This window comes from Agrobacterium sp. CG160-95, from assembly GCF_053521725.1.
Window position 1 is genome coordinate 635,242 of the sequence record NZ_JBNWDU010000001.1, and the last position, 19,711, is coordinate 654,952.

The 19,711-nt window shown below is 60.1% G+C and carries 14 protein-coding genes and 1 tRNA gene; 8 read left to right on the forward strand and 7 right to left on the reverse strand.

Annotated elements, in window-relative coordinates; genetic code table 11:
• The first annotated feature begins 140 nt into the window (after positions 1-140).
• Positions 141-1,874, forward strand: coding sequence for a malate dehydrogenase (quinone) (gene mqo / locus ACQZ63_RS03245; protein ID WP_162701096.1), 1,734 nt, complete (start codon positions 141-143; stop codon positions 1,872-1,874).
• 263 nt (positions 1,875-2,137) lie between these two features.
• Here the strand turns inward: mqo and ACQZ63_RS03250 are convergent.
• A tRNA-Gln gene (locus ACQZ63_RS03250) sits at positions 2,138-2,212 on the reverse strand.
• A 202-nt stretch (positions 2,213-2,414) separates the two neighbouring features.
• Here ACQZ63_RS03250 and ACQZ63_RS03255 point away from each other — a divergent pair.
• Positions 2,415-3,323, forward strand: a complete 909-nt coding sequence (locus ACQZ63_RS03255; RefSeq protein ID WP_111783261.1) for an MBL fold metallo-hydrolase — start codon at positions 2,415-2,417, stop codon at positions 3,321-3,323.
• 122 nt (positions 3,324-3,445) lie between these two features.
• Here ACQZ63_RS03255 and ACQZ63_RS03260 read toward each other — a convergent pair whose 3' ends face one another.
• The gene (locus ACQZ63_RS03260) at positions 3,446-4,366 is read right to left on the reverse strand and encodes a DUF1499 domain-containing protein (RefSeq protein ID WP_111783262.1); all 921 of its coding nucleotides are present in this window, start codon (positions 4,364-4,366) and stop codon (positions 3,446-3,448) included.
• A 507-nt stretch (positions 4,367-4,873) separates the two neighbouring features.
• Between ACQZ63_RS03260 and ACQZ63_RS03265 the strand changes: the two genes are divergently transcribed.
• The 3 genes from ACQZ63_RS03265 to ACQZ63_RS03275 all read left to right on the forward strand — a co-directional run bounded on the left by ACQZ63_RS03265 (position 4,874) and on the right by ACQZ63_RS03275 (position 7,220).
• Positions 4,874-6,238, forward strand: a complete 1,365-nt coding sequence (locus tag ACQZ63_RS03265; protein ID WP_111783263.1) for a dicarboxylate/amino acid:cation symporter — start codon at positions 4,874-4,876, stop codon at positions 6,236-6,238.
• 162 nt (positions 6,239-6,400) lie between these two features.
• Positions 6,401-6,763: an MliC family protein gene (locus ACQZ63_RS03270; RefSeq protein WP_111783264.1), complete on the forward strand. Its 363-nt coding sequence runs from the start codon at positions 6,401-6,403 to the stop codon at positions 6,761-6,763.
• A 184-nt stretch (positions 6,764-6,947) separates the two neighbouring features.
• On the forward strand, positions 6,948-7,220 hold the full coding sequence (locus ACQZ63_RS03275) for a hypothetical protein (protein WP_111783265.1): 273 nt from the start codon (positions 6,948-6,950) through the stop codon (positions 7,218-7,220).
• Here the strand turns inward: ACQZ63_RS03275 and ppdK are convergent.
• Positions 7,198-9,924 (reverse strand): pyruvate, phosphate dikinase, encoded by a 2,727-nt coding sequence (ppdK, locus tag ACQZ63_RS03280; protein WP_003511838.1) that lies wholly within the window; start codon positions 9,922-9,924, stop codon positions 7,198-7,200. The two genes, ACQZ63_RS03275 and ppdK, sit on opposite strands and share 23 nt — an antisense overlap.
• 228 nt (positions 9,925-10,152) lie before the next feature.
• On the opposite strand from ppdK, the gene ACQZ63_RS03285 reads away from it, so the two are divergent.
• Positions 10,153-11,130, forward strand: a complete 978-nt coding sequence (locus tag ACQZ63_RS03285) for a VOC family protein (protein WP_113555948.1) — start codon at positions 10,153-10,155, stop codon at positions 11,128-11,130.
• A gap of 271 nt (positions 11,131-11,401) precedes the next feature.
• Here the strand turns inward: ACQZ63_RS03285 and ACQZ63_RS03290 are convergent, their stop codons facing one another.
• From ACQZ63_RS03290 to ACQZ63_RS03300, 3 genes are all read right to left on the reverse strand, one after another.
• Complete coding sequence (locus ACQZ63_RS03290) at positions 11,402-14,869, reverse strand: chromosome segregation SMC family protein (RefSeq protein WP_113555949.1); 3,468 nt, start codon at positions 14,867-14,869, stop codon at positions 11,402-11,404.
• 84 nt (positions 14,870-14,953) lie between these two features.
• The gene (locus ACQZ63_RS03295; protein WP_113555951.1) at positions 14,954-15,634 is read right to left on the reverse strand and encodes a DsbA family protein; all 681 of its coding nucleotides are present in this window, start codon (positions 15,632-15,634) and stop codon (positions 14,954-14,956) included.
• Between the two features lie 128 nt (positions 15,635-15,762).
• Positions 15,763-16,275: a DUF721 domain-containing protein gene (locus tag ACQZ63_RS03300; protein ID WP_003511832.1), complete on the reverse strand. Its 513-nt coding sequence runs from the start codon at positions 16,273-16,275 to the stop codon at positions 15,763-15,765.
• Positions 16,276-16,372: 97 nt separating this feature from the next.
• Here ACQZ63_RS03300 and mutY point away from each other — a divergent pair, with 97 nt between their 5' ends.
• Together mutY and ACQZ63_RS03310 are read left to right on the forward strand one after the other, a co-directional pair.
• A complete protein-coding gene (gene mutY / locus ACQZ63_RS03305) occupies positions 16,373-17,476 on the forward strand; it encodes an A/G-specific adenine glycosylase (protein WP_065658247.1) in 1,104 nt (367 codons plus the stop codon).
• Positions 17,473-18,084, forward strand: coding sequence for an HAD family hydrolase (locus ACQZ63_RS03310; protein ID WP_003511829.1), 612 nt, complete (start codon positions 17,473-17,475; stop codon positions 18,082-18,084). The genes mutY and ACQZ63_RS03310 overlap by 4 nt, the downstream gene beginning before the upstream one ends.
• Positions 18,085-18,420: 336 nt before the next feature.
• On the opposite strand, the gene ACQZ63_RS03315 is transcribed toward ACQZ63_RS03310, so the two are convergent.
• On the reverse strand, positions 18,421-19,563 hold the full coding sequence (locus ACQZ63_RS03315) for a site-specific DNA-methyltransferase (protein ID WP_003511827.1): 1,143 nt from the start codon (positions 19,561-19,563) through the stop codon (positions 18,421-18,423).
• Positions 19,564-19,711: the final 148 nt, after the last annotated feature.

The following is a 19,711-nucleotide window of genomic DNA, read 5'->3' on the forward strand; positions in this document are numbered from 1 at the left end:
GCCAATGCGACCTTATGTCCCGGCAAAATCCACGCAAAATCGCTTGAACTGGAGTGAATAAGTCAGGGTTGTGCCTGTTTCGGCTTTGCTGTAACGGGGCGGCTGGGAGGAGTGTTTTTAACACAAAACAAGAATCAGGTATGGCCGTGACTCCCATCGATCAAGACAAATCCCAGCTCACTGATCTTTCCTCAGACGCGCTTCTCTCCCATGCGCTTCCAATGAACCGCAGACAGGTTCTCGGCACTGCGCTCGCAGGGCTTGCAGCGACAGCGCTGCCGACATCCTCGCTTCTCGCCAATACGGCTACCAAGAAAGTCGACGTGCTTCTGATCGGTGGCGGCATCATGAGCGCGACGCTCGGCGTGTGGCTGCGTGAACTGGAGCCGACCTGGTCGATGCAGATGCTCGAGCGGCTGGACGGCGTGGCGCTTGAAAGCTCCAACGGCTGGAACAATGCCGGCACCGGCCATTCCGCGCTTGCCGAGCTGAACTACACGCCGGAAGACGACAACGGCAACATCAAGATCAGCCAAGCCGTCAACATCAACGAATCCTTCCAGATTTCCCGGCAGTTCTGGGCATGGCAGGTACGTAACGGCGTTTTGAAGAACCCGCGCTCCTTCATCAACCACACGCCGCATATGAGCTTCGTCTGGGGCGATGAGAACATCGCCTATCTCGAAAAGCGCTACGAAGCGCTGAAGGCAAGCCCGCTTTTTGCCGGCATGGAATATTCCAGCGACCCCGAGCAGCTTAAGAAATGGGTGCCGCTGATGATGGAAGGGCGCGATCCTTCCCAGAAGATCGGCGCGACCTGGTCTCCGCTCGGCACCGACATGGAATTCGGCGAGATCACCCGCCAGTTCGTTTCGCATCTGCAAAGCGACCGAAATTTCGACCTGCAAGTCAATAGCGAGGTTTCCGATATCCAGCGCAATGCCGATGGCAGCTGGCGCGTGACCTATAGCAACCTAAAGACCGATGCTGAGCAGACCGTGGATGCGAAATTCGTGTTCATCGGCGCCGGCGGCGGTGCGCTGCATCTGTTGCAGATGTCCGGTATTCCGGAAGGCGACAATTACGCCGGTTTCCCGGTTGGTGGCTCGTTCCTGATCAACGACAATCCTGACGTGACGATGCAGCATCTGGCCAAGGCCTACGGCAAGGCCTCGGTCGGCTCGCCGCCCATGTCGGTTCCACACCTGGATACCCGCGTGCTTGGTGGCAAGCGTGTCATCCTGTTTGGACCTTTCGCCACCTTCTCCACCAAGTTCCTGAAGGAAGGCTCCTATTTCGATCTCGTCTCCTCCGTCACGACAAGCAATGCCTGGCCGATGGTGCGCGTTGGCATCGATGAATATCCGCTGGTGGAATATCTCGCCGGCCAGCTGATGATGTCGGACGACGACCGCTTTGCCGCGTTGAAGGAATATTTCCCGAACGCGAAGCAGGGCGAATGGCGCCTGTGGCAGGCGGGCCAGCGCGTGCAGATCATCAAGCGCGACGAGGAAAAGGGCGGTGTACTCAGGCTCGGCACGGAAATCGTCGCCGCGCAGGATGGCAGCATCGCCGGTCTGCTCGGCGCCTCCCCTGGCGCCTCCACGGCCGCACCGATCATGCTGAGCGTTCTGGAAAAGGTCTTCAAGGACAAGGTGGCAACACCGGAATGGCAGGCCAAGATCCGCCAGATCGTTCCGAGCTACGGCACCAAGCTCAATGACGACCCGGAAAAAGTGCAGCAGGAATGGGCCTATACGGCCGAGCACCTGCAATTGCCGACCCCGCCGCAGATCGATCTTGGCGCGCTGAAGGGCGCGGGAGCGGCACCTGCTGGCGCGTCGGTGAAGAAGGTTCCGGATATCGCGCTTTAAGGCTTAGCCGCGATTTTAAGTTTGGACGCCGCGTGTCTTTGGATGCGCGGCGTTTCTGTTTAAGCAGGCCTTTAACACACACGCGTCATCCTGGCCTCTTCGCGAGGACCCATGGATTTCAACGGCTTGTGGATTCTTGGGTCAAGGCTGGTGATGACGGAGGACAGGTTTTCGCGCGTCACAACATCCGGGATCGCAGCGAAATAGCTCGGCTGGTAGATGCACGCCGGCACCTGTGCACGCTGTTCTGATTTTGGAAGTGATGGCTGGGGCGCCAGGATTCGAACCTGGGAATGCCGGTACCAAAAACCGGTGCCTTACCGCTTGGCGACGCCCCAACAAGGCAGCTTGGGCGAAACGCCGCTGCCTGAACCGGGCCTGATTAGCAAAGCCTGCCCGACGCGGCAATGACCTGACGGCTTATTTTTTCACAAAATCCAAGCTTTTTGGATGCCGCGCCTGACATGGCATGTTAGGGCTTGGCGATTGCGCGGCTGAGGCTGCGGCTTTGCGTGGCATAGCATATTTCAGGAGGTCTTGATGGCGGACCCGGCATTCGATCTCGATTTCAGGCCGGCCTATGGCGAGGCGGTTCCCGTTGCCCCGCTCATCCAGCGCATCACCGTCAACAATCCTTCCGCGTTTACCTTCCATGGCACCAACTCCTATATCGTCGGCGACCGGTCCGTTGCCGTCATCGATCCCGGCCCGGAGGATGAGGCGCATTTTCAGGCGCTGATGGCGGCGCTTGATGGCCGCGAGGTCACCCATATCTTCGTCAGCCACACACATCGCGATCACTCGCCGCTTGCGCAGCGGCTGCGGCAGGCGACCGGCGCTATCACAGTTGCGGAAGGCCCGCACCGCGCCGCCCGGCCACTGCATGTGGGTGAGACCAATCCCTTTGCCGAAAGTTCCGATACGGCTTTCGTGCCGGATGTGGCACTTGGCGACGGGCAGAGCCTTTCCGGCGACGGCTGGGCGCTGACGGCACTGCACACGCCGGGGCACACCGCCAACCACGCCGCTTTCGCACTGGAAGGCAGCGGCATCGTCTTTTCCGCCGATCACGTCATGGCCTGGGCCACCACCATCGTCGCACCGCCTGATGGGTCGATGAGCGATTACATGGCCTCGCTGGAGCGCCTGCTCGCCCGCGACGACCGGCTGTTCCTGCCCGGCCATGGCGGCCCGGTCAACGATCCCGCAGCCTTCATGCGCGGGCTTCGCGCCCACCGCCGCATGCGGGAACGGGCGGTTCTGAAGCGCATCCGGGAAGGCGACCGGCGGATCGCCGATATGGTGAAGGTGATCTATGCCAGCACCGACAAACGCCTGCACGGGGCTGCGGCACTTTCTGTACTCGCGCATATCGAAGACCTGATCGAAAAGGGCGAGGTGCGGACCGAGGGTGCGCCTTCGTTGCTGGGGGAATATTTTTCGGCGTGAGGCAGGCGTCTGGGCGCAACGCTCATATCGGCGTCATCATATCCGGTTCAAAAATTCAACCACCGTCGCATTTCCCCGTCGTTCCGGCATTGAGCCGGAATGACGAAGAAGGAAACTAAGCCTCAATTGTCGTTCAGGCCTTGCATTTCCGCATCCAGCGCATCGAGATAGGCTTCTGCGATTGCTGCTCCCATGCCAAGATCGTGCGGGCCGTAACGGGAGGCAACGCGCACATCGACGATCGTGGTTTCCGCCTCCTCTTTCAGGCGGATGAGGATGTCGAAACGCAGGCCCCAGATGCGCGTGCGCTTTTCGCCCTGCATCAGAACCACGCCGCTGCCGTTAAAGAAGGTGGGCTGCGGTGCCTCGACCGGCCGTGCCATGGGAACCGGCACGATGGAGGGCAGGTCCTCTACCGGCGCTTCCTCGGTGGGCTGCGACTTGTCCTGTTCGGGAACGCCGACGGAGGGCGGCTCCACCGTGCCGATGACGCCTTTGGTATGGGTGATGCGGATGCTCTGGGCGGCGGCCATTTTTTTGGCGGCGGTGTAGATGCGGTCTATCGCACCTTCATAACGGCGTCCGGCAAGGCTCGCATAGGCCACCGCCTGCGCGTCCCGGTCCGCTTTTGCAACAGTGGCCGGTCTTGCCAGCCATTGCTGATTGGCAACGGGCGGCACCAGCCATCCCGGCGCATCGGCAAGATCGGTGGAGATGTCGTATATCTTTGGCTGCTGCCAGTACAGAAATGCGCCGTAACCGACGACGCCGAGCGGCAGCGCCGACAACAGCAGCGCGGCAAGCGCAGAAAGGCCGCCGCGCGCACCCGTGGTCCACAGCCGTTCAAGACCAACCAACGCCAGAAGCATCGCCACCAAAGCGATTCCAGCGGCTATCATCAGCAGGCCGACGAGATCGGGCGTCGTCAACGGTCCGAAACGGTGGATGCCGGCGGCGACAAGAAAAAGCGCCAGCGCCGCCATACCGAGATAGCGGGAAAGATAGGCTGCAACTGAAAAAGGCCGGACAAAACGCACAGTCATGGAAGCGGATATCCGTTAGATCGCATTGGCGTAAAAGCGTTGCACCCGAAATCTGGCAAGGGAATCACCTGCATATGATGTCATAGACCGGATTTGCGGTTAGGAAAACAAGGACGCGTCTGATCTGCGGGTAAAGTGCGTAAACCCGCCTTTGTCGCGCCGGACTTGATCCGGCATCCAGCCACGGCGCGTCTGCATGCTGAAAGAAGCCTCCCGCGATCAAGGACTTGATCGCAATGGACCCCGGATCTGGTCCGGGGTGACGGAGTGGGAACGCAACGGCCTCAGCCTACATCGTTTTGAGCGCGTGAAAGGCTGCGCCCACGATAGAGCGGAATATTTTTCCGCATTATCTCCCCTTAAGAGAATAATGCATCGGCAGTGCAACAAATACGCAAGCTCATCCCTTATTTGCTGAGGAAATCGGCGTATTCTTCGTCCCTTCCTTCGAGAATGCGTGTAAAAAGTGCATTATCCTCGTTTTCTTGCATAAAAAAGAGACAAGCCATGTCACAGGCAACGACGCCAGCCCGCTCATCCGGGTCAAAACCCTTTTATCGCAACTTCGGCTTTCAGGTTCTGATCGCCATGGTCATCGGCCTGCTGCTCGGGCTCGTTGCGCGCAATATCGGTCCTGATGCCGCCGGCAGCCCGAACTGGCTTTCCGTGACGTTGCAGACCATCGGCAGCATTTTCGTGCAGCTGTTGCGCGCGCTGGTGCCGCCGCTGATTTTCACGGCCATCGTCGCCTCCATCGCCAATCTCAAGAACCTCTCCAATGCGGCAAAGCTCGTCTGGCAGACGCTTCTGTGGTTCGCCATCACGGCGCTGATCGCCGTGGTCATCGGCATCGTCCTTGGCCTCGTCATTCAGCCGGGCGTGAACACCGCGATTGCCAATACGGCAGCGGCAGCCCCCTCCTCCACCGGTTCCTGGCTCGACTTCCTGAAGGGTCTCGTGCCGGCCAACGTGTTCGGCCTCGAGGCCTCGACCAAGGTCAATAACGGTTCCGCTAGCACCTTGCTGAACTTCAACGTGTTGCAGCTGCTCGTGGTGTCGATTGCCTTTGGTGTCGCGGCGCTGAAAGCGGGCAAGGCGGCGGAGCCGTTCCTTGCCTTCAACCAGTCGCTGCTTGCCATCGTGCGCAAGATCCTGTGGTGGGTCATCCGCCTCACGCCCATTGGCACCATCGGCCTGCTCGGTCGCGCCGTTGACCAATATGGCTGGACGACGCTTTCGCAGCTTGGCTGGTACGCGGCGGCCGTTTATATCGGTCTGGCGCTGGTTCTCTTCGTGGTCTATCCGGCGCTGCTTCTCGCCCATGGCCTGAAGCCATCGCGCTTCTTTGCGGGCGCATGGCCGGCAATCCAACTCGCCTTCGTGTCGCGCTCTTCTATCGGCACCCTGCCCGTCACCGAAACCGTGACGGAAAAAAGCCTCGGCGTGCCACGCGAATATGCCGCCTTCGCCGTGCCGCTCGGCGCCACCACCAAGATGGACGGCTGCGCCGCCATCTATCCGGCGATTTCAGCGATCTTCATCGCCCAGTTCTTCCAGGTGCCGCTCGGCATTCAGGACTATGTGCTGATCGTGTTCGTCTCGGTGCTTGGCTCGGCCGCAACGGCGGGCCTGACGGGTGCCGTGGTGATGCTGACGCTGACGCTCTCCACGCTCGGTCTCCCGCTCGAAGGTGTTGGCCTGCTGCTCGCCATCGACCCGATCCTCGACATGGGCCGCACGGCCGTCAACGTCGCCGGTCAGGCGCTGGTGCCCACCATCGTCGCCAAACGTGAAGGCATTCTGGACGAGGCAGTCTACAACAACGCCAAGGACATCGAGGCACTCGATGACCGCGACGCGGTTCCTGCCTGAACAAAGAACCACTGAAAGTGGTGCCGCCGGGGTGGTACCTTCATATCTCCATAATGGGCGTCGCTATCACTTTAGCGACGCCCACATTGACAATAATCCCAAAAATATTGAAGTATAAATTTGCGAATCATCAATTTTAACTGCAATTATCATAATATAATTATGGAAAACAAAATTGCACCGAGAAAAAATATGAAAAAATTGTCTATAATTCTCCTGAGTATTTTCTCCTTCATTGCATTCCCTAATTTGACCGCAGCAGCGGGAACAACTGTTGATTCCGTATCCTATTCGTGCGCCAACAACGAAGTCCTACGTGTAGTTTACGTCAACGGCGTCGATGGAAAAAGCTTCGCGATCCTCCAACAAATGGAAGAAATGATCCCTATGGCGGAAACAATATCGGCGTCCGGAGCGGTCTATAACGCAATAGACCCGAACTATAGCTACACTTTGCGCACGAAAGGCAACAACGCCTCGCTTGAAGATAGCAGGGGCACGATACTGGACGGCTGCTCAGAGTAATAATGCAAAACAAGAACGGGTGGCGGCCGCGGCCATCCCTGGCGTGAAAAGAAGATTGCGGCATCAGGCAATAATGGACGATGCAACTTTCCAGTCTTCACCCGCTTTTCCCGATCATGAATCAGGCGTATTAATCGCGGCAATAAAAGTGCCGCCCGGCTGTCATGTTCTTGGGAGAAACAAAATGCGCGTTTCCATCGTCTTAGGTTCGCTCACCGCTCTACTGGCGCTCACCGCCTGCCAGACGCTGACGCCGGAAGAGCGCCGGGCGCGGGATGAGGCGACATGCCGGGGTTATGGTTTCCGCCCCGGCACCGACCCCATGGCGGGTTGCCTTCTCGATCTGGAAATGGATCGTCGCGCCGACAACCGCGCCTGGCAGGCGCAGATGAACCGCGACATGTTCTATCGGCCGGTGGTGGTGGAGCGGCGGATCATCGTCCAACCAAACCCCTGACCGGAATGAAGGCGACATTGCTGGCGGTTTCACCCTGCCTTGCCCTTGCGGCAAGCGTCGCCTGCGCGGCGGCAAGACGCGCGATGGGCACGCGGAAGGGCGAGCAGGACACGTAGTCGAGATCCGCATCCTCGCAGAAATGGATCGAGGCCGGGTCGCCGCCATGTTCGCCGCAGATGCCGAGTTTCAGCTCCGGCCGCGTCTGGCGGCCGCGCTCGGCGGCAATGCGGATCAGTTCTCCCACACCGTCGAAATCGAGCGAGATGAACGGATCGCGTTCAATAATGCCCTTGCGCTGATAGGTATTGATGAAACGTGCCGCGTCGTCACGGGAAATGCCGAAGGTCGTCTGCGTCAGATCGTTGGTGCCGAAGGAGAAGAACTCCGCAGCTTCCGCAATCACATGCGCGCGCAGCGCCGCACGCGGCAATTCGATCATGGTGCCGGTCAGATATTCGAGCGTCATGCCGGTCTCTTCCGCCACCTCGGCGGCCACAGTGTCGATGACAGCCTTGACGTAATCGAGTTCGGACCGGAGGCCGACCAGCGGCACCATGATCTCAGGCACGACAGGCGCACCGGTGATGCGCGCCGCCGCAACCGCAGCCTCAAAAATGGCGCGCGCCTGCATTTCGGCAATTTCGGGATAGGAAATGGCAAGCCGGCAACCGCGATGGCCGAGCATGGGGTTGAATTCGTGCAGCGCATCCAGCCGCTGGCGGAATACGGTCTGCGGCATGCCCATGGCGGCGGCGACCTCTACGATCTCGCCATCGCTCTTCGGCAGGAATTCGTGCAGCGGCGGATCAAGCAGGCGGATCGTCACCGGCAGGCCGTGCATGATCTGGAAAAGCTCGGTGAAATCCGAACGCTGCATCGGCAAAAGCCGGTCAAGCGCTGCCCGCCTGCCCTTTTCGCTTTCGGCGAGAATCATCTCGCGCATCACATGAATGCGGTCGCCTTCGAAGAACATATGCTCGGTGCGGCAAAGACCTATACCTTCTGCACCGAAAGCACGGGCGGCGCGGGCATCGGCCGGTGTATCGGCGTTGGTGCGCACTGTCATACGGCGCAGATTATCGGCCCATTGCATCAGCTTGCCGAAGTCGCCTGACAGTTCAGGCTGCGTCATCGGCACTTCACCTTTCATCACCCGGCCGGAAGAGCCGTCGATGGTGATGACATCGCCGCGTTTCAGCATGCAACCAACGCCGATCAGCACCTTGTTGCGCATATCGACGCGCATCGAACCCGCGCCGGTAACGCAGGGAATGCCCATGCCGCGCGCCACCACGGCGGCGTGGCTGGTCATACCGCCGCGCGTCGTCAGAATGCCTTCGGCGGCATGCATGCCGTGAATATCTTCCGGACTGGTTTCGATGCGGACCAGAATGACGCTTCGGCCTTCGGCTTCCGCAGCGACCGCTTCTTCCGAGGTAAAGACGATCTCGCCGGTTGCCGCCCCCGGGGAGGCAGGCAGGCCGGAGCCGATGATGGGCCGGGAAATACCGGGATCGATGGTGGGGTGCAGCAATTGGTCGAGCGATGACGGCTCGATGCGGCAGACGGCTTCTTCCTGCGAAATCAGCCCATCCTCGACCATATCGACGGCGATCTTCATGGCGGCGCGTGTGGTGCGCTTGCCGGAACGGGTCTGGAGCATCCAGAGCTTGCCGCGCTCGATGGTAAATTCCAGATCCTGCATGTCGCGATAGTGGGTCTCCAGCCGTTTGCAGATCACCATGAACTCGGCGAAAGCCTCTGGCATCAGCTTTTCCATGGAGGGTTTGTCGGAACCCGACGCCAGCCTCGCGGCCTCGGTGATGGATTGCGGCGTGCGGATGCCCGCTACCACATCTTCACCCTGGGCATTGACGAGGAACTCGCCGTAAAGCTCCGCCTCTCCGGTGGAGGGATTGCGGGTGAAGGCAACGCCGGTTGCCGATGACGAGCCGAGATTGCCAAAGACCATGGCCTGGACGTTGACCGCCGTGCCCCAGTCGCCGGGAATATTGTGCAGGTGTCGATAGGTCACGGCGCGATGGTTCGTCCAGCTGGCAAAGACTGCACCGATCGCGCCCCAGAGCTGAACATGGCAATCCTGCGGGAAAGCCTCTCCCAACTCGTCCTCGATCAGTTGCTTGTAAAGCGCAACGACATGCTGCCACTCGACCGCCGACATATCGGTATCGTATTCATGGCCGAGCCGGCCTTTCTCGTCTTCGAGAATTTCTTCGAACAGCTCATGGTCGAGACCCATGACGACATCGGCATACATCTGGATGAAGCGGCGATAGCTGTCCCAGGCGAAACGGGCGTCGCCCGCATCGTGGCCCAGCGCCTGCACCGTGCGGTCGTTGAGGCCGAGATTGAGCACCGTGTCCATCATGCCCGGCATGGAGGCACGCGCGCCTGATCGAACCGACAACAGCAGCGGCGTCTGGCTGCCGCCGAATGTCTTGCCGGTCACGGCTTCCATGCCGTGAAGGCCGGCCATGACTTGCAGCTTCAGCTCTTCGGGGAGATCGCGGCCGTTCTTGTGATAAAGGGCGCAGGCATCGGTTATGATGGTGAGGCCGGGGGGAACGGGAAGGCCGAGACTTGCCATTTCGGCAAGGTTTGCACCCTTGCCGCCCAATATAGCAACGTCACCTGCCCGGCCTTCGGCAGCACCGTTGCCGAAGGTATAAACCCACTTTTTCATTCCACGCTCTCCACCCAGAAGCGTTGTCATTTTTCTATCATCTACAGCATTGGCAGCATGTTGGAAACGCCACAACGTCCAGTTTACATCGCAGTGCAGCATAATTGCGGCGAATTGCGCGCCAGAATTGCCGCAAAAGCAAAATAACAGCGTTACTGACGCATTCGTGTAGTGCGCAGAAACGGAGTGTTCCCTAAGCCATCCACATCGCCCAAAAAGAGATTATTCATGCAATTTACTCGCCGTCACACGTTGAAATTTGCCGGAATTTCTTGCGCCGCCACTGCCCTTGCCGGTGCTCTTAGAGCAGAAGGCGCCCCACCCGCAGCAAGTGCAGGCACCGCCCTTCCCTTTGCGCTGACCACGCCGATGCATGTCAGTCAGGCGGCGCTTCGGGTGCGCGATCTCGATCCGATGATCGATTATTACCGTTCCGTGCTCGGGTTGAATGAGGTTGCGCGCAACGCACGGGGCGTGACGCTCGGCGCCGGCACCGTTCCCCTGCTTGATCTCGTTCACAAGCCAACGGCGGATTATGAAAGCCCCACCTCAGCCGGCCTGTTCCACATCGCCTATCTGATGCCCACCCGCAAGGATCTGGCGCGGTGGCTGGTACATGCGGCGTTAAGGCAGGTGCCGCTCACGGGCTTTGCCGACCATAATGTCAGTGAAGCGGTCTATCTCAACGATCCCGAAGGCAACGGCATCGAGGTTTACAGCGACCGGCCGAAGGATACATGGGTCTGGAGCGGCAGCGTGGTTAAAATGGGGACCGAACCGCTCGATGTCGATGATCTCGTAACGCTGACCGACACCAAAAAGAGCGATTACGAGGCCGCACCTTCCGGCATGCGCATCGGGCATATTCACCTGCGGGTCGGCGAGATTGCCACCGCACGCGCCTTTTACGAGGAAGCCGTTGGTCTCAAACCGACGCAGGATGCCCGTTCGGATGCCTCCTTCCTGTCATCGGGCGGATATCACCACCATCTGGCCGTCAACACATGGAACAGCCGGGGCGCGAAAGAGCGCAACGCCACCGAAACCGGCCTCGACTGGTTCTCTCTTGCCATCAAAAATCCCACGGACCTTGAAGCGCAGAAAATGCGGCTGCGGGCGGCCGGTTATGTGCTGGTGGAGATGGAAAACAAGGTTGTGGAAGCGATTGATCCGTGGGGCACGCGGCTGCGGTTGGTGCCGGTGTAAGAGGGCGGCAAGTCGGCTGGTTTCCTGTGACTGGTACAGGAACGAGGGACGCGAGGCACAACACCAAAAAAAAGCCTTGCGAGGCCACGGCAGCGACCTCGCAAGGCTTTCCATCCGGTACAGGAAACCGGATGGGGGGTCGGGAAAGAGCCCAAATTCCTTTCAAAAAGACATAGCAAAATGCCGCGCATTGTCGCCCACCCGAATGGGTGATGCGGCCAGATAAATTCGCGATGGACAAGGCTTAAGGGGCAGACCCGGAACGGGAAACTCAAAAGGCTTCGCGCAGTTGCTCGGCAGTCTGCAAATCCACGGAAACCAGTTGCGACACGCCCTGTTCGGCCATGGTGACGCCGAAGAGGCGGTTCATGCGCGCCATGGTGATGGGATTGTGGGTGATGATGACGAAACGCGTTTCGGTGGAGGCAACCATTTCGTCCATCAGATTGCAGTAACGCTCGACATTATGGTCGTCGAGCGGCGCGTCCACCTCGTCCAGCACGCAGATTGGTGCGGGATTGGTGAGGAACACCGCAAAGATCAGCGCCATGGCCGTCAGCGCCTGTTCACCGCCGGAAAGCAGCGTCATGGTCTGTGGCTTCTTGCCAGGAGGACGGGCGAGAATTTCCAGGCCGGCTTCCAGCGGATCGTCGGATTCGATCAGCTGCAATTCCGCCGTGCCGCCACCAAACAGATGGGTGAAAAGCCGCTGGAACTGCGAATTGACCACATCGAAGGCCGCAATCAACCGTTCACGGCCTTCGCGGTTGAGGTTCTGGATACCGGCGCGCAGCTTGCGCACCGCGTCGATGATATCGTCGCGTTCCTTGATGAGGGCCGCGAGCTTGGCGGAAAGATCCGCCTGCTCTTCCTCGGCACGCAGGTTGACAGCGCCCAGCCTCTCACGCTCGATCTTCAGCCGGTCGAGATCGCGCTCGACATCGCGAATATCTGGCTTCGGCTGGTCGGGACCAAGGCCGGTCAGGCGCAACGCCATATGCGGCTCGGTATTCAGCGTTTCGCGGATGCGATGTTCGGTTTCCTGCCGCTTCTCGCGGGCGGAAACAAGCCGCTCTTCGGCGCGGCCGCGCTTTTCACGGGCTTCTGCCAGTTCGGAAAGGGCGGTGGTTGCAACGCGGTCGGCGGCGCGTTGCAGGTTTTCCGCCTCCGCCAGCCGGTCCGCGGCCAAGCGGCGGGCGTCTTCGGTTTTCTGAAGCTCGGTCAGGAGGTTGCGGCGTTTCTCGTCGAACTCTTCCGGCGCAATGTCCAGTTCGGCGATTTCCTCGCGCGCCTCTTCCTCACGCTCGCGCAGGGTGGCGATGTGATCGGCGGCACTGGCGGCCCGCGATGCCCAGGTGGAGCGCTCCTGCGCGATTGCCTGAAGCCGGCGCTGGCGGCTTTCCGCCTCGCGGCTCACCCCCTCGTGGCGGGCGCGCGCTTCTGCCAGCAGGCCACGGTCTGTCGCGACTTCCAGCTGGCTTTCACGCAGGCGCAGATCAAGGGCGGAAAGATCCGGTGCATCTTCCATTTCGATGCGGGCGTTTTCTTCCTGAACGACGATCTCGTCGATCTGCGCGCCGATCTGGTTCAGCGCTTCCGAGACGATATCCCGGCGGCGCAGAAGATCGCCCGAGGCGCGTTCGGCTGATGTCAGCGCCTCTCGTGCCTCGGCAAGATGACGCGTCACCAGTCGGCTTCTGTCGCGCACTTCCGAAAGCCGCAACTCGGCGCTTTTGATGTCGTCGGTCCTGATGGAGAGCTGTTCTTCGGCCTCCTCCAGACTGAAACGGGCCTCTTCCAGTTCCGTCTCGATTTCGGCAAGCCGGTTCTTTTGTGCCAGACGAAGGGCGGCGGCTCCCGGCGCATCAGCGCTGGCGATGTGGCCATCCCAGCGAAACAGCGCGCCCTCGCGCGTCACCAGCCGCTGACCGGCCTTCAGCGACGGCATCAGGCGCAAGGCTTCCGCAGTGTCGGCTGCAACGCCGATCTGGGCGAGACCGCGCCTTAATGCGTCCGGCGCCTGCGCATAGTTCAGAAGCGGCTTGACGCCCTGCGGCAAAGCAGGATCGCCCGCACCATCGCCATTGCCGGCCCAATAGGCGGGAGCAGCGGGATCAAGGGCACTTTCGAGGTCGTCGCCAAGGGCTGCACCAAGCGCTGCCTCAAAACCACGTTCCACCGTCATTTCTTCCGCCACCGGCGTGAAGCTGCCATTGGCGGCAGCACTGGCCGCCAGGATTTTGGTGATGGTGCGCGCTTCCGTATCCAGAGCGTTCAGCCGGTTTCTCGCCGTTTCCAGCGGGCCGCGCGCCAGCGCTTCGGCGGAACGCGCCTCGGCAACGGCGGCTTCGGCTTCCTCCGCCACGATCAGAGCATCTTCCACCGCGATCTCGGCTGCCTCGACCGCCTCGCGGCGCTCCGAAGGATCGGGAAGGCCGGAAAGTTTTTCATCGACGGCATCGATCTCGGAGGATGCCTCCTGCGACTGGCGTTCCAGCCGGAGTTTACGATCGGAAAGCTCGCGGATCGCCCGTTCCAGCTGCTGGCGCCCGGCGGCGGCCTCGGCGCGCTCGGCGGTGATGGAAGTGAAAACGGTTTCGCTTTCAGTCAGTTTAGCGGCAGCTGCCTCAAAGGCTTCGCGCATCTCTTCGGCATGACGACCGGAATCGGCGAGAATTTCGAGAAGGTCTGCCTCTTCCTCATCGAGCCGTGCAAGGATCTGGGCGTTATCAGAGACAAGCCGTTCTTCGCGAACGATGTCTTCGCCAAGCTGCGATAGACGGCGCGCCAGCTCATCACGGCGGCGCAGCAGGCGGTTAGCCTCGTCATCCAGCTGGGTGCGGGCAATCTGTAGACGTTGCAGGGCGGCAGCGACACGCGCTTCATCCTCGCGCAATTCCGGCAGCTTCAGGCTGGCAATGCCCTGCTGTTTGGCCGCCTCCATCTGCGCCTGCGCCTTTTCGGCAACGATGTTCGTGGCTTGATTAAGCGCGCTTTCCGCTTCGCCTTCGGCTTCCTTGGCTTCTACCCAGCGGATATGCAGCAGGGTCGCCTCGCGGGCGCGGATATCCGCCGACAGCATCTTGAAACGGTTGGCCTGCCGCGCCTGGCGTTTCAGGCTTTCGATCTGGCTTTCAAGCTGGGCGGTCACATCCTCCAGCCGCTCCAGATTGGTCTCCGCAGCACGCAGGCGAAGCTCCGCTTCATGGCGGCGGGAATGCAGGCCGGAAATGCCGGCCGCCTCTTCCAGAAGCTGGCGGCGGGCCTGCGGCTTGGCATTGATGAGTTCACCGATACGCCCCTGCCCCACCATCGAGGGCGAACGCGCGCCGGTGGAGGCATCGGCAAACAGAAGCTGCACATCCTTGGCGCGCGCTTCCTTGCCGTTGATGCGATAGACCGAGCCGTTTTCGCGCTCGATGCGGCGCGTCACCTGAATTTCATCGGCATCGTTGAAGGCGGCGGGCGCGGTGCGATCGGAATTGTCGAGATAAAGGCCGACCTCGGCGGTGTTGCGGGCCGGGCGATTGCCGGAACCGGAGAAGATGACGTCATCCATGCCGGATGCGCGCATGTTCTTGTAGGAGTTTTCGCCCATCACCCAGCGAAGCGCTTCGACCAGATTGGACTTGCCGCAACCATTGGGACCGACGACACCGGTCAGACCCGGCTCAATGATGAATTCCGAGGGTTCAACGAAGGATTTGAAACCGACGACGCGGAGCTTGTTGAACTTCATGCCGCTCCGCTCCGCCTGAAATAACGGCAATAAAAAACGGGCGAACGGAAATATCCGCCGCCCGTTCCTTTGAGGGTTCGGCGATCAGAGCAGCTTGTCGATGACAGCCGACATGGTTTCAACCGACATGTCTCCCGCGTATTTCTTGCCGTTGATGATGAAAGTCGGCGTGGAGTTGACGCCGAATTCCGTCGCACCGCGTTGCATCGTTGCGTTCACATCATCCAGAAGCTTCTGGTTCGTCAAGCAGGCCTCGAAAGACTCCTGTGAGAAACCGGCCATTTTCGACAATTGCAGCAGGGCCGCACGGGCATCCTGGGCTGTTGCCCAGCTCTGCTGCTGCTTGAACAGCATGGAAACGAACGGGAAATACTGTCCTTCCGGTGCGCAGCGCGCCAGCATGAAGGCAGCGGCGGCACGCGGATCGAACGGGAATTCGCGGATGACGAAATAGGCCTTGCCGGTATCGATGTATTTCCTCTTGATCTCGTCAAAGGTCTTGTTGTGGAAATTGGCGCAATGCGGGCAGGTCATCGACATATATTCGACGATCTTTACGGGAGCGTTCGCATCGCCGAGCGCCGCTTCCGGCAGCGGACCGGGCTTCAACACCGCAGCCATATCCACGTCACCGGTGGATTCAGGCAATTCCTGCGCCTGGGCAACGCCCGGCGTGAAGGCAAACGGCAGGGCCGTGGCAAGGGCAGCAAGTGCAACGCCGCCGAGAAGGCTGCGACGGGAAATGGTCAGTTCGGAAAAATGCATGAAAGCACCTGTTGGTAATAGACTCTATTGTCTGTTGATTCCGATATAGCGACGGCCTGTTCATCACAAGCGGGGTTTTGAACTCTTCTTGTCAAAGAATTGTGACCAGTCAAGGACCGTGCGCGACATCAAATCGTCCCGCCCCGCGGCTTCTTCTTCTGCATCACCGCCGTGCCGAGCCTTTCCACTGCCTTGCGCAGCGCTTCGCTCTCGATGCCGTCCATCATGTCGTCGAGACGTTTTGCCGCATCACCGCGCAGCGGCGGCGGCTTTCGCCGGCGGGGAACGGGCTGCGATACCGGCTTCTGCACGATTCTGATCTGGCGTACCGCCGGAAAGCCAAAAAAGCCGTTGATGCGGGCGATGAGCTCGCCCTGTGCGTGGGTGAGGAACAGAGCGCGCGCGCCTTCGCAGGCAATCGTCAGCACGCCCGGCTGGTAACCGCCGCGATCCGGCCCCTCGTCGCGCCGCGGCCAGGTGATCTTTTCCGGCCGCGTGCAATCGGCGAAGTCATCGCCGGCGATCTCGTCCCACGAGCCGAGCAGCGCCGTGTTGATGCCCGCCCGTTTCGACAGGAGGGGATCCATGATGCCATTGGCTATTTCGGCAATCTGGATGACGCCTTTGCGTGGATATCGCATTTTTCACTCGGGTTTCAGGACCGGACAGTCCGGAGCTTCTTGATAGGTCGGTATGAATGGCCCAACTATAGGCCGAATCGAAGAGAAACGGCAAACCATGCTTCAAAAAACCGCCCCGTCATCGCACGCGCAGATGCTGCTCGCATGGTACGACCGCCACCATCGCGAGTTGCCTTGGCGCACCTCGCCAGCCATGGCGGCACAAGGAAAACGTGCCGATCCCTATCATGTCTGGCTCTCCGAAGTGATGTTGCAGCAGACGACGGTGCAGGCGGTGAAACCCTATTTCCTGAAGTTCCTCGCGACGTGGCCTCATGTCAGCGATCTGGCGGCGGCACCGGTTGAGGATGTGATGGCTGCATGGGCGGGACTTGGTTATTACGCGCGCGCCCGCAACCTGAAAAAATGTGCGGAAGCTGTGGCGAAAGAGCATGGCGGCGTCTTTCCCGATACCGAAGAGGGCCTGAAGAAGCTGCCCGGCATCGGCGACTATACATCTGCTGCCGTGGCGGCCATTGCGTTCAACCGGCAGGCGGCGGTGATGGACGGTAATGTGGAGCGCGTCATCTCCCGCCTTTTCGCGATAGATGCACCCCTGCCCGGTTCGAAACCCGCCATGAAGGCGAAGGTGGCGGAGCTTACGCCTTCCGACCGGCCGGGCGATTTTGCGCAGGCGATGATGGATCTCGGTGCGACGATCTGCACGCCGAAGCGCCCTGCCTGCGCGCTCTGTCCGTTCAATGGCGGCTGTCTGGCGCTTGCCCATGACGAGCCGGAGCGGTTTCCGGTCAAGGCCGCGAAAAAGGCAAAACCGGTGCGGCTGGGAGCCGCCTTCGTGGCGGTGAATGCAAGCGGCAAAATTCTGCTGCGACGGCGCATAGAAAGCGGCCTTCTCGGTGGCATGACGGAGGTGCCGACAACAGCATGGACCGCCCGCGTGGATGGCGGCACCGACACGAGCCACGCGCCTTTTGCCGCGTCTTGGCAAGCGGCGGGCGTCATTGTGCATGTCTTCACCCATTTCGAGCTGCGGCTCACCGTCTATCGGGCACAGGTACCGGATGGGCTTGAAACCGGCGCGGATGACGGATGGTGGGAGCCGGTTACAAATCTTGACGCGCAAGCCTTGCCGACGGTGATGAAAAAAGTCATCGCACAGGCTATTCCATCCGCATTCGATGAAAGCAGGAAGTTTCGATGACCAAGATTGAGCATATCGTATTCGACATCGGCAAGGTGCTGATCCACTACGATCCGCATATTCCCTATAGCCGCCTCATTCCCGATGCCGACGAGCGCAAATGGTTCTTCGAGAATGTCTGCACCCATGACTGGAACCTCGAACAGGATCGCGGACGCGGCTGGGAAGACGCCGAGGCGCTGCTGATGGAGCAGTTTCCCGAGCGGGAAGAGCATATCCGCGCCTTCCGCAAGTTCTGGCATGAGATGGTCTCGCATTCCTATGACGACAGCGTCGCGATCATGACCGGCCTGATCGATAACGGTCACGACGTGACGATGCTGACCAACTTCGCCTCCGATACCTTCCGCGAAGCGCAGAAGATGTTCCCCTTCCTCACCCTGCCGCGCGGCGTGACGGTTTCTGGCGACGTGAAGCTGCTGAAACCGGATGTGGCGATCTACGAACTGCACGCGAAGGAATTTGGCCTCGACCCTGCCGCAAGCATCTTCATTGACGATACGCTTGTGAATGTCGAAGGCGCCAAGGCCGCCGGCTGGCAGGCGGTGCATTTTACCGGAGCGGAAAAGCTGAAGCAGGATCTGCAATCCTACGGCGTGGATGTCTGACACACCATCAGATCCAAAAAGAAAATTGGCGCAGGCGGAAATGGCGGTCTCCTGCCTGCGCCAGTCCTGCCGCAAGCGGCATGGGACAGCAATGTTTTCGTGAACTTTCCGAACCGGATTTTCACAACCATTGCTTTGCGTAGGACACTATGACCGTTCTCTTGCGCGAAACTTGTCTGGCTAAATTTAGATATTCAAAAATACCAACGCCCGACACCGAAGTGCCGGGCGTTGGTCGTTCTCCATCCGGGACTGAAGGTACTAAACCGGACGGAGACGTATGCTGACAATGGCGGGCGGTGGATCGTTGCCTTCAGCCTTTTGGGCTTTAGACTGTCAGGCCTTTGCCAGTTCACTGCGGATGATTGTTCTCAGATCATCGATAGGCTTCAGCTGGTCGCCATCCTCGAAGTGCCAGAACGTCCATCCGTTGCATGCGTCGAGACCCTGCACCTTTGCACCAAGACGGTGAATGGAGCCGGCAGTCCCGCCGGATGCAATCGTACCATCGGCACGAATAATGGCGCTATAACGGCGCTTTGCATCGGTCAGCACCTGGCCGGGACGGACGAGACCGCTTTCCACCAGGGTGTTGAAGGCAACACGCGGTTCGGCCCTCTTGCCGGTCATAACGGTCAGCTCCGCCTTGCCGAGCGGCTCGACGGCGGCGATGCGGGCAGACGCCGCGTCGATGTAATCCTGTTCGCGTTCGATACCAACGAAGTGGCGGCCGAGACGTTTTGCAACCGCACCCGTGGTGCCGGAGCCGAAGAACGGGTCGAGCACGATGTCGCCAGGCTTGGTGGAGGCCATGATGATGCGTGCCAGCAATGCTTCCGGCTTCTGGGTCGGATGCACCTTCTTGCCGTCGTCACCTTTCAGCCGCTCATGGCCGCTGCAAATCGGGAACAGCCAGTCGGAGCGCATCTGAACGTCGTCGTTGGAGGCCTTCAGCGCTTCGTAGTTGAAGGTATAGCCCTTGGCTTTCGGATCGCGGCTCGCCCAGATCATGGTCTCATGGGCGTTCTGGAAACGGCGGCCCTTGAAGTTGGGCATGGGATTGGTCTTGCGCCAGACGATATCGTTCAGGATCCAGAAATCGAGGTTCTGGAGCATGGAGCCGACACGGAAGATGTTGTGGTAGGAGCCGATGACCCAGATGGTACCATTCGGCTTCAGCACGCGGCGGCAGGCCAGCAGCCAGGCGCGGGTGAAGGCATCATAGGCCTCGAAGGAGGAGAACTGGTCCCACTCGTCATCGACTGCATCAACCAGCGACTGATCTGGCCGGTGAAGCGTACCGCCAAGCTGGAGGTTGTAGGGCGGATCGGCGAAAATCGCATCCACCGACTGGCTCGGGAGGGCATCCAAGGCAGCGACACAATCACCTTTGATTATGCTGTCTTTCCAGGCGTCACTCTCGCCCGCACGATCAAAACCGGCACGCCGAAAATCGGCCAGCGGAAAAACTGCTGCCATTGGTACTCGCTCCATACGCTTACTCTCTACTGATGCTTATGGTTACCGAAGATGGTTATCAAAGCCTGAACAAGTCACGGAAAATGCGAAATAAATGGCTGTTGCGGCCGACACGCGCAATTTGCTGGCGCGGGCGGGGAACCCGAAG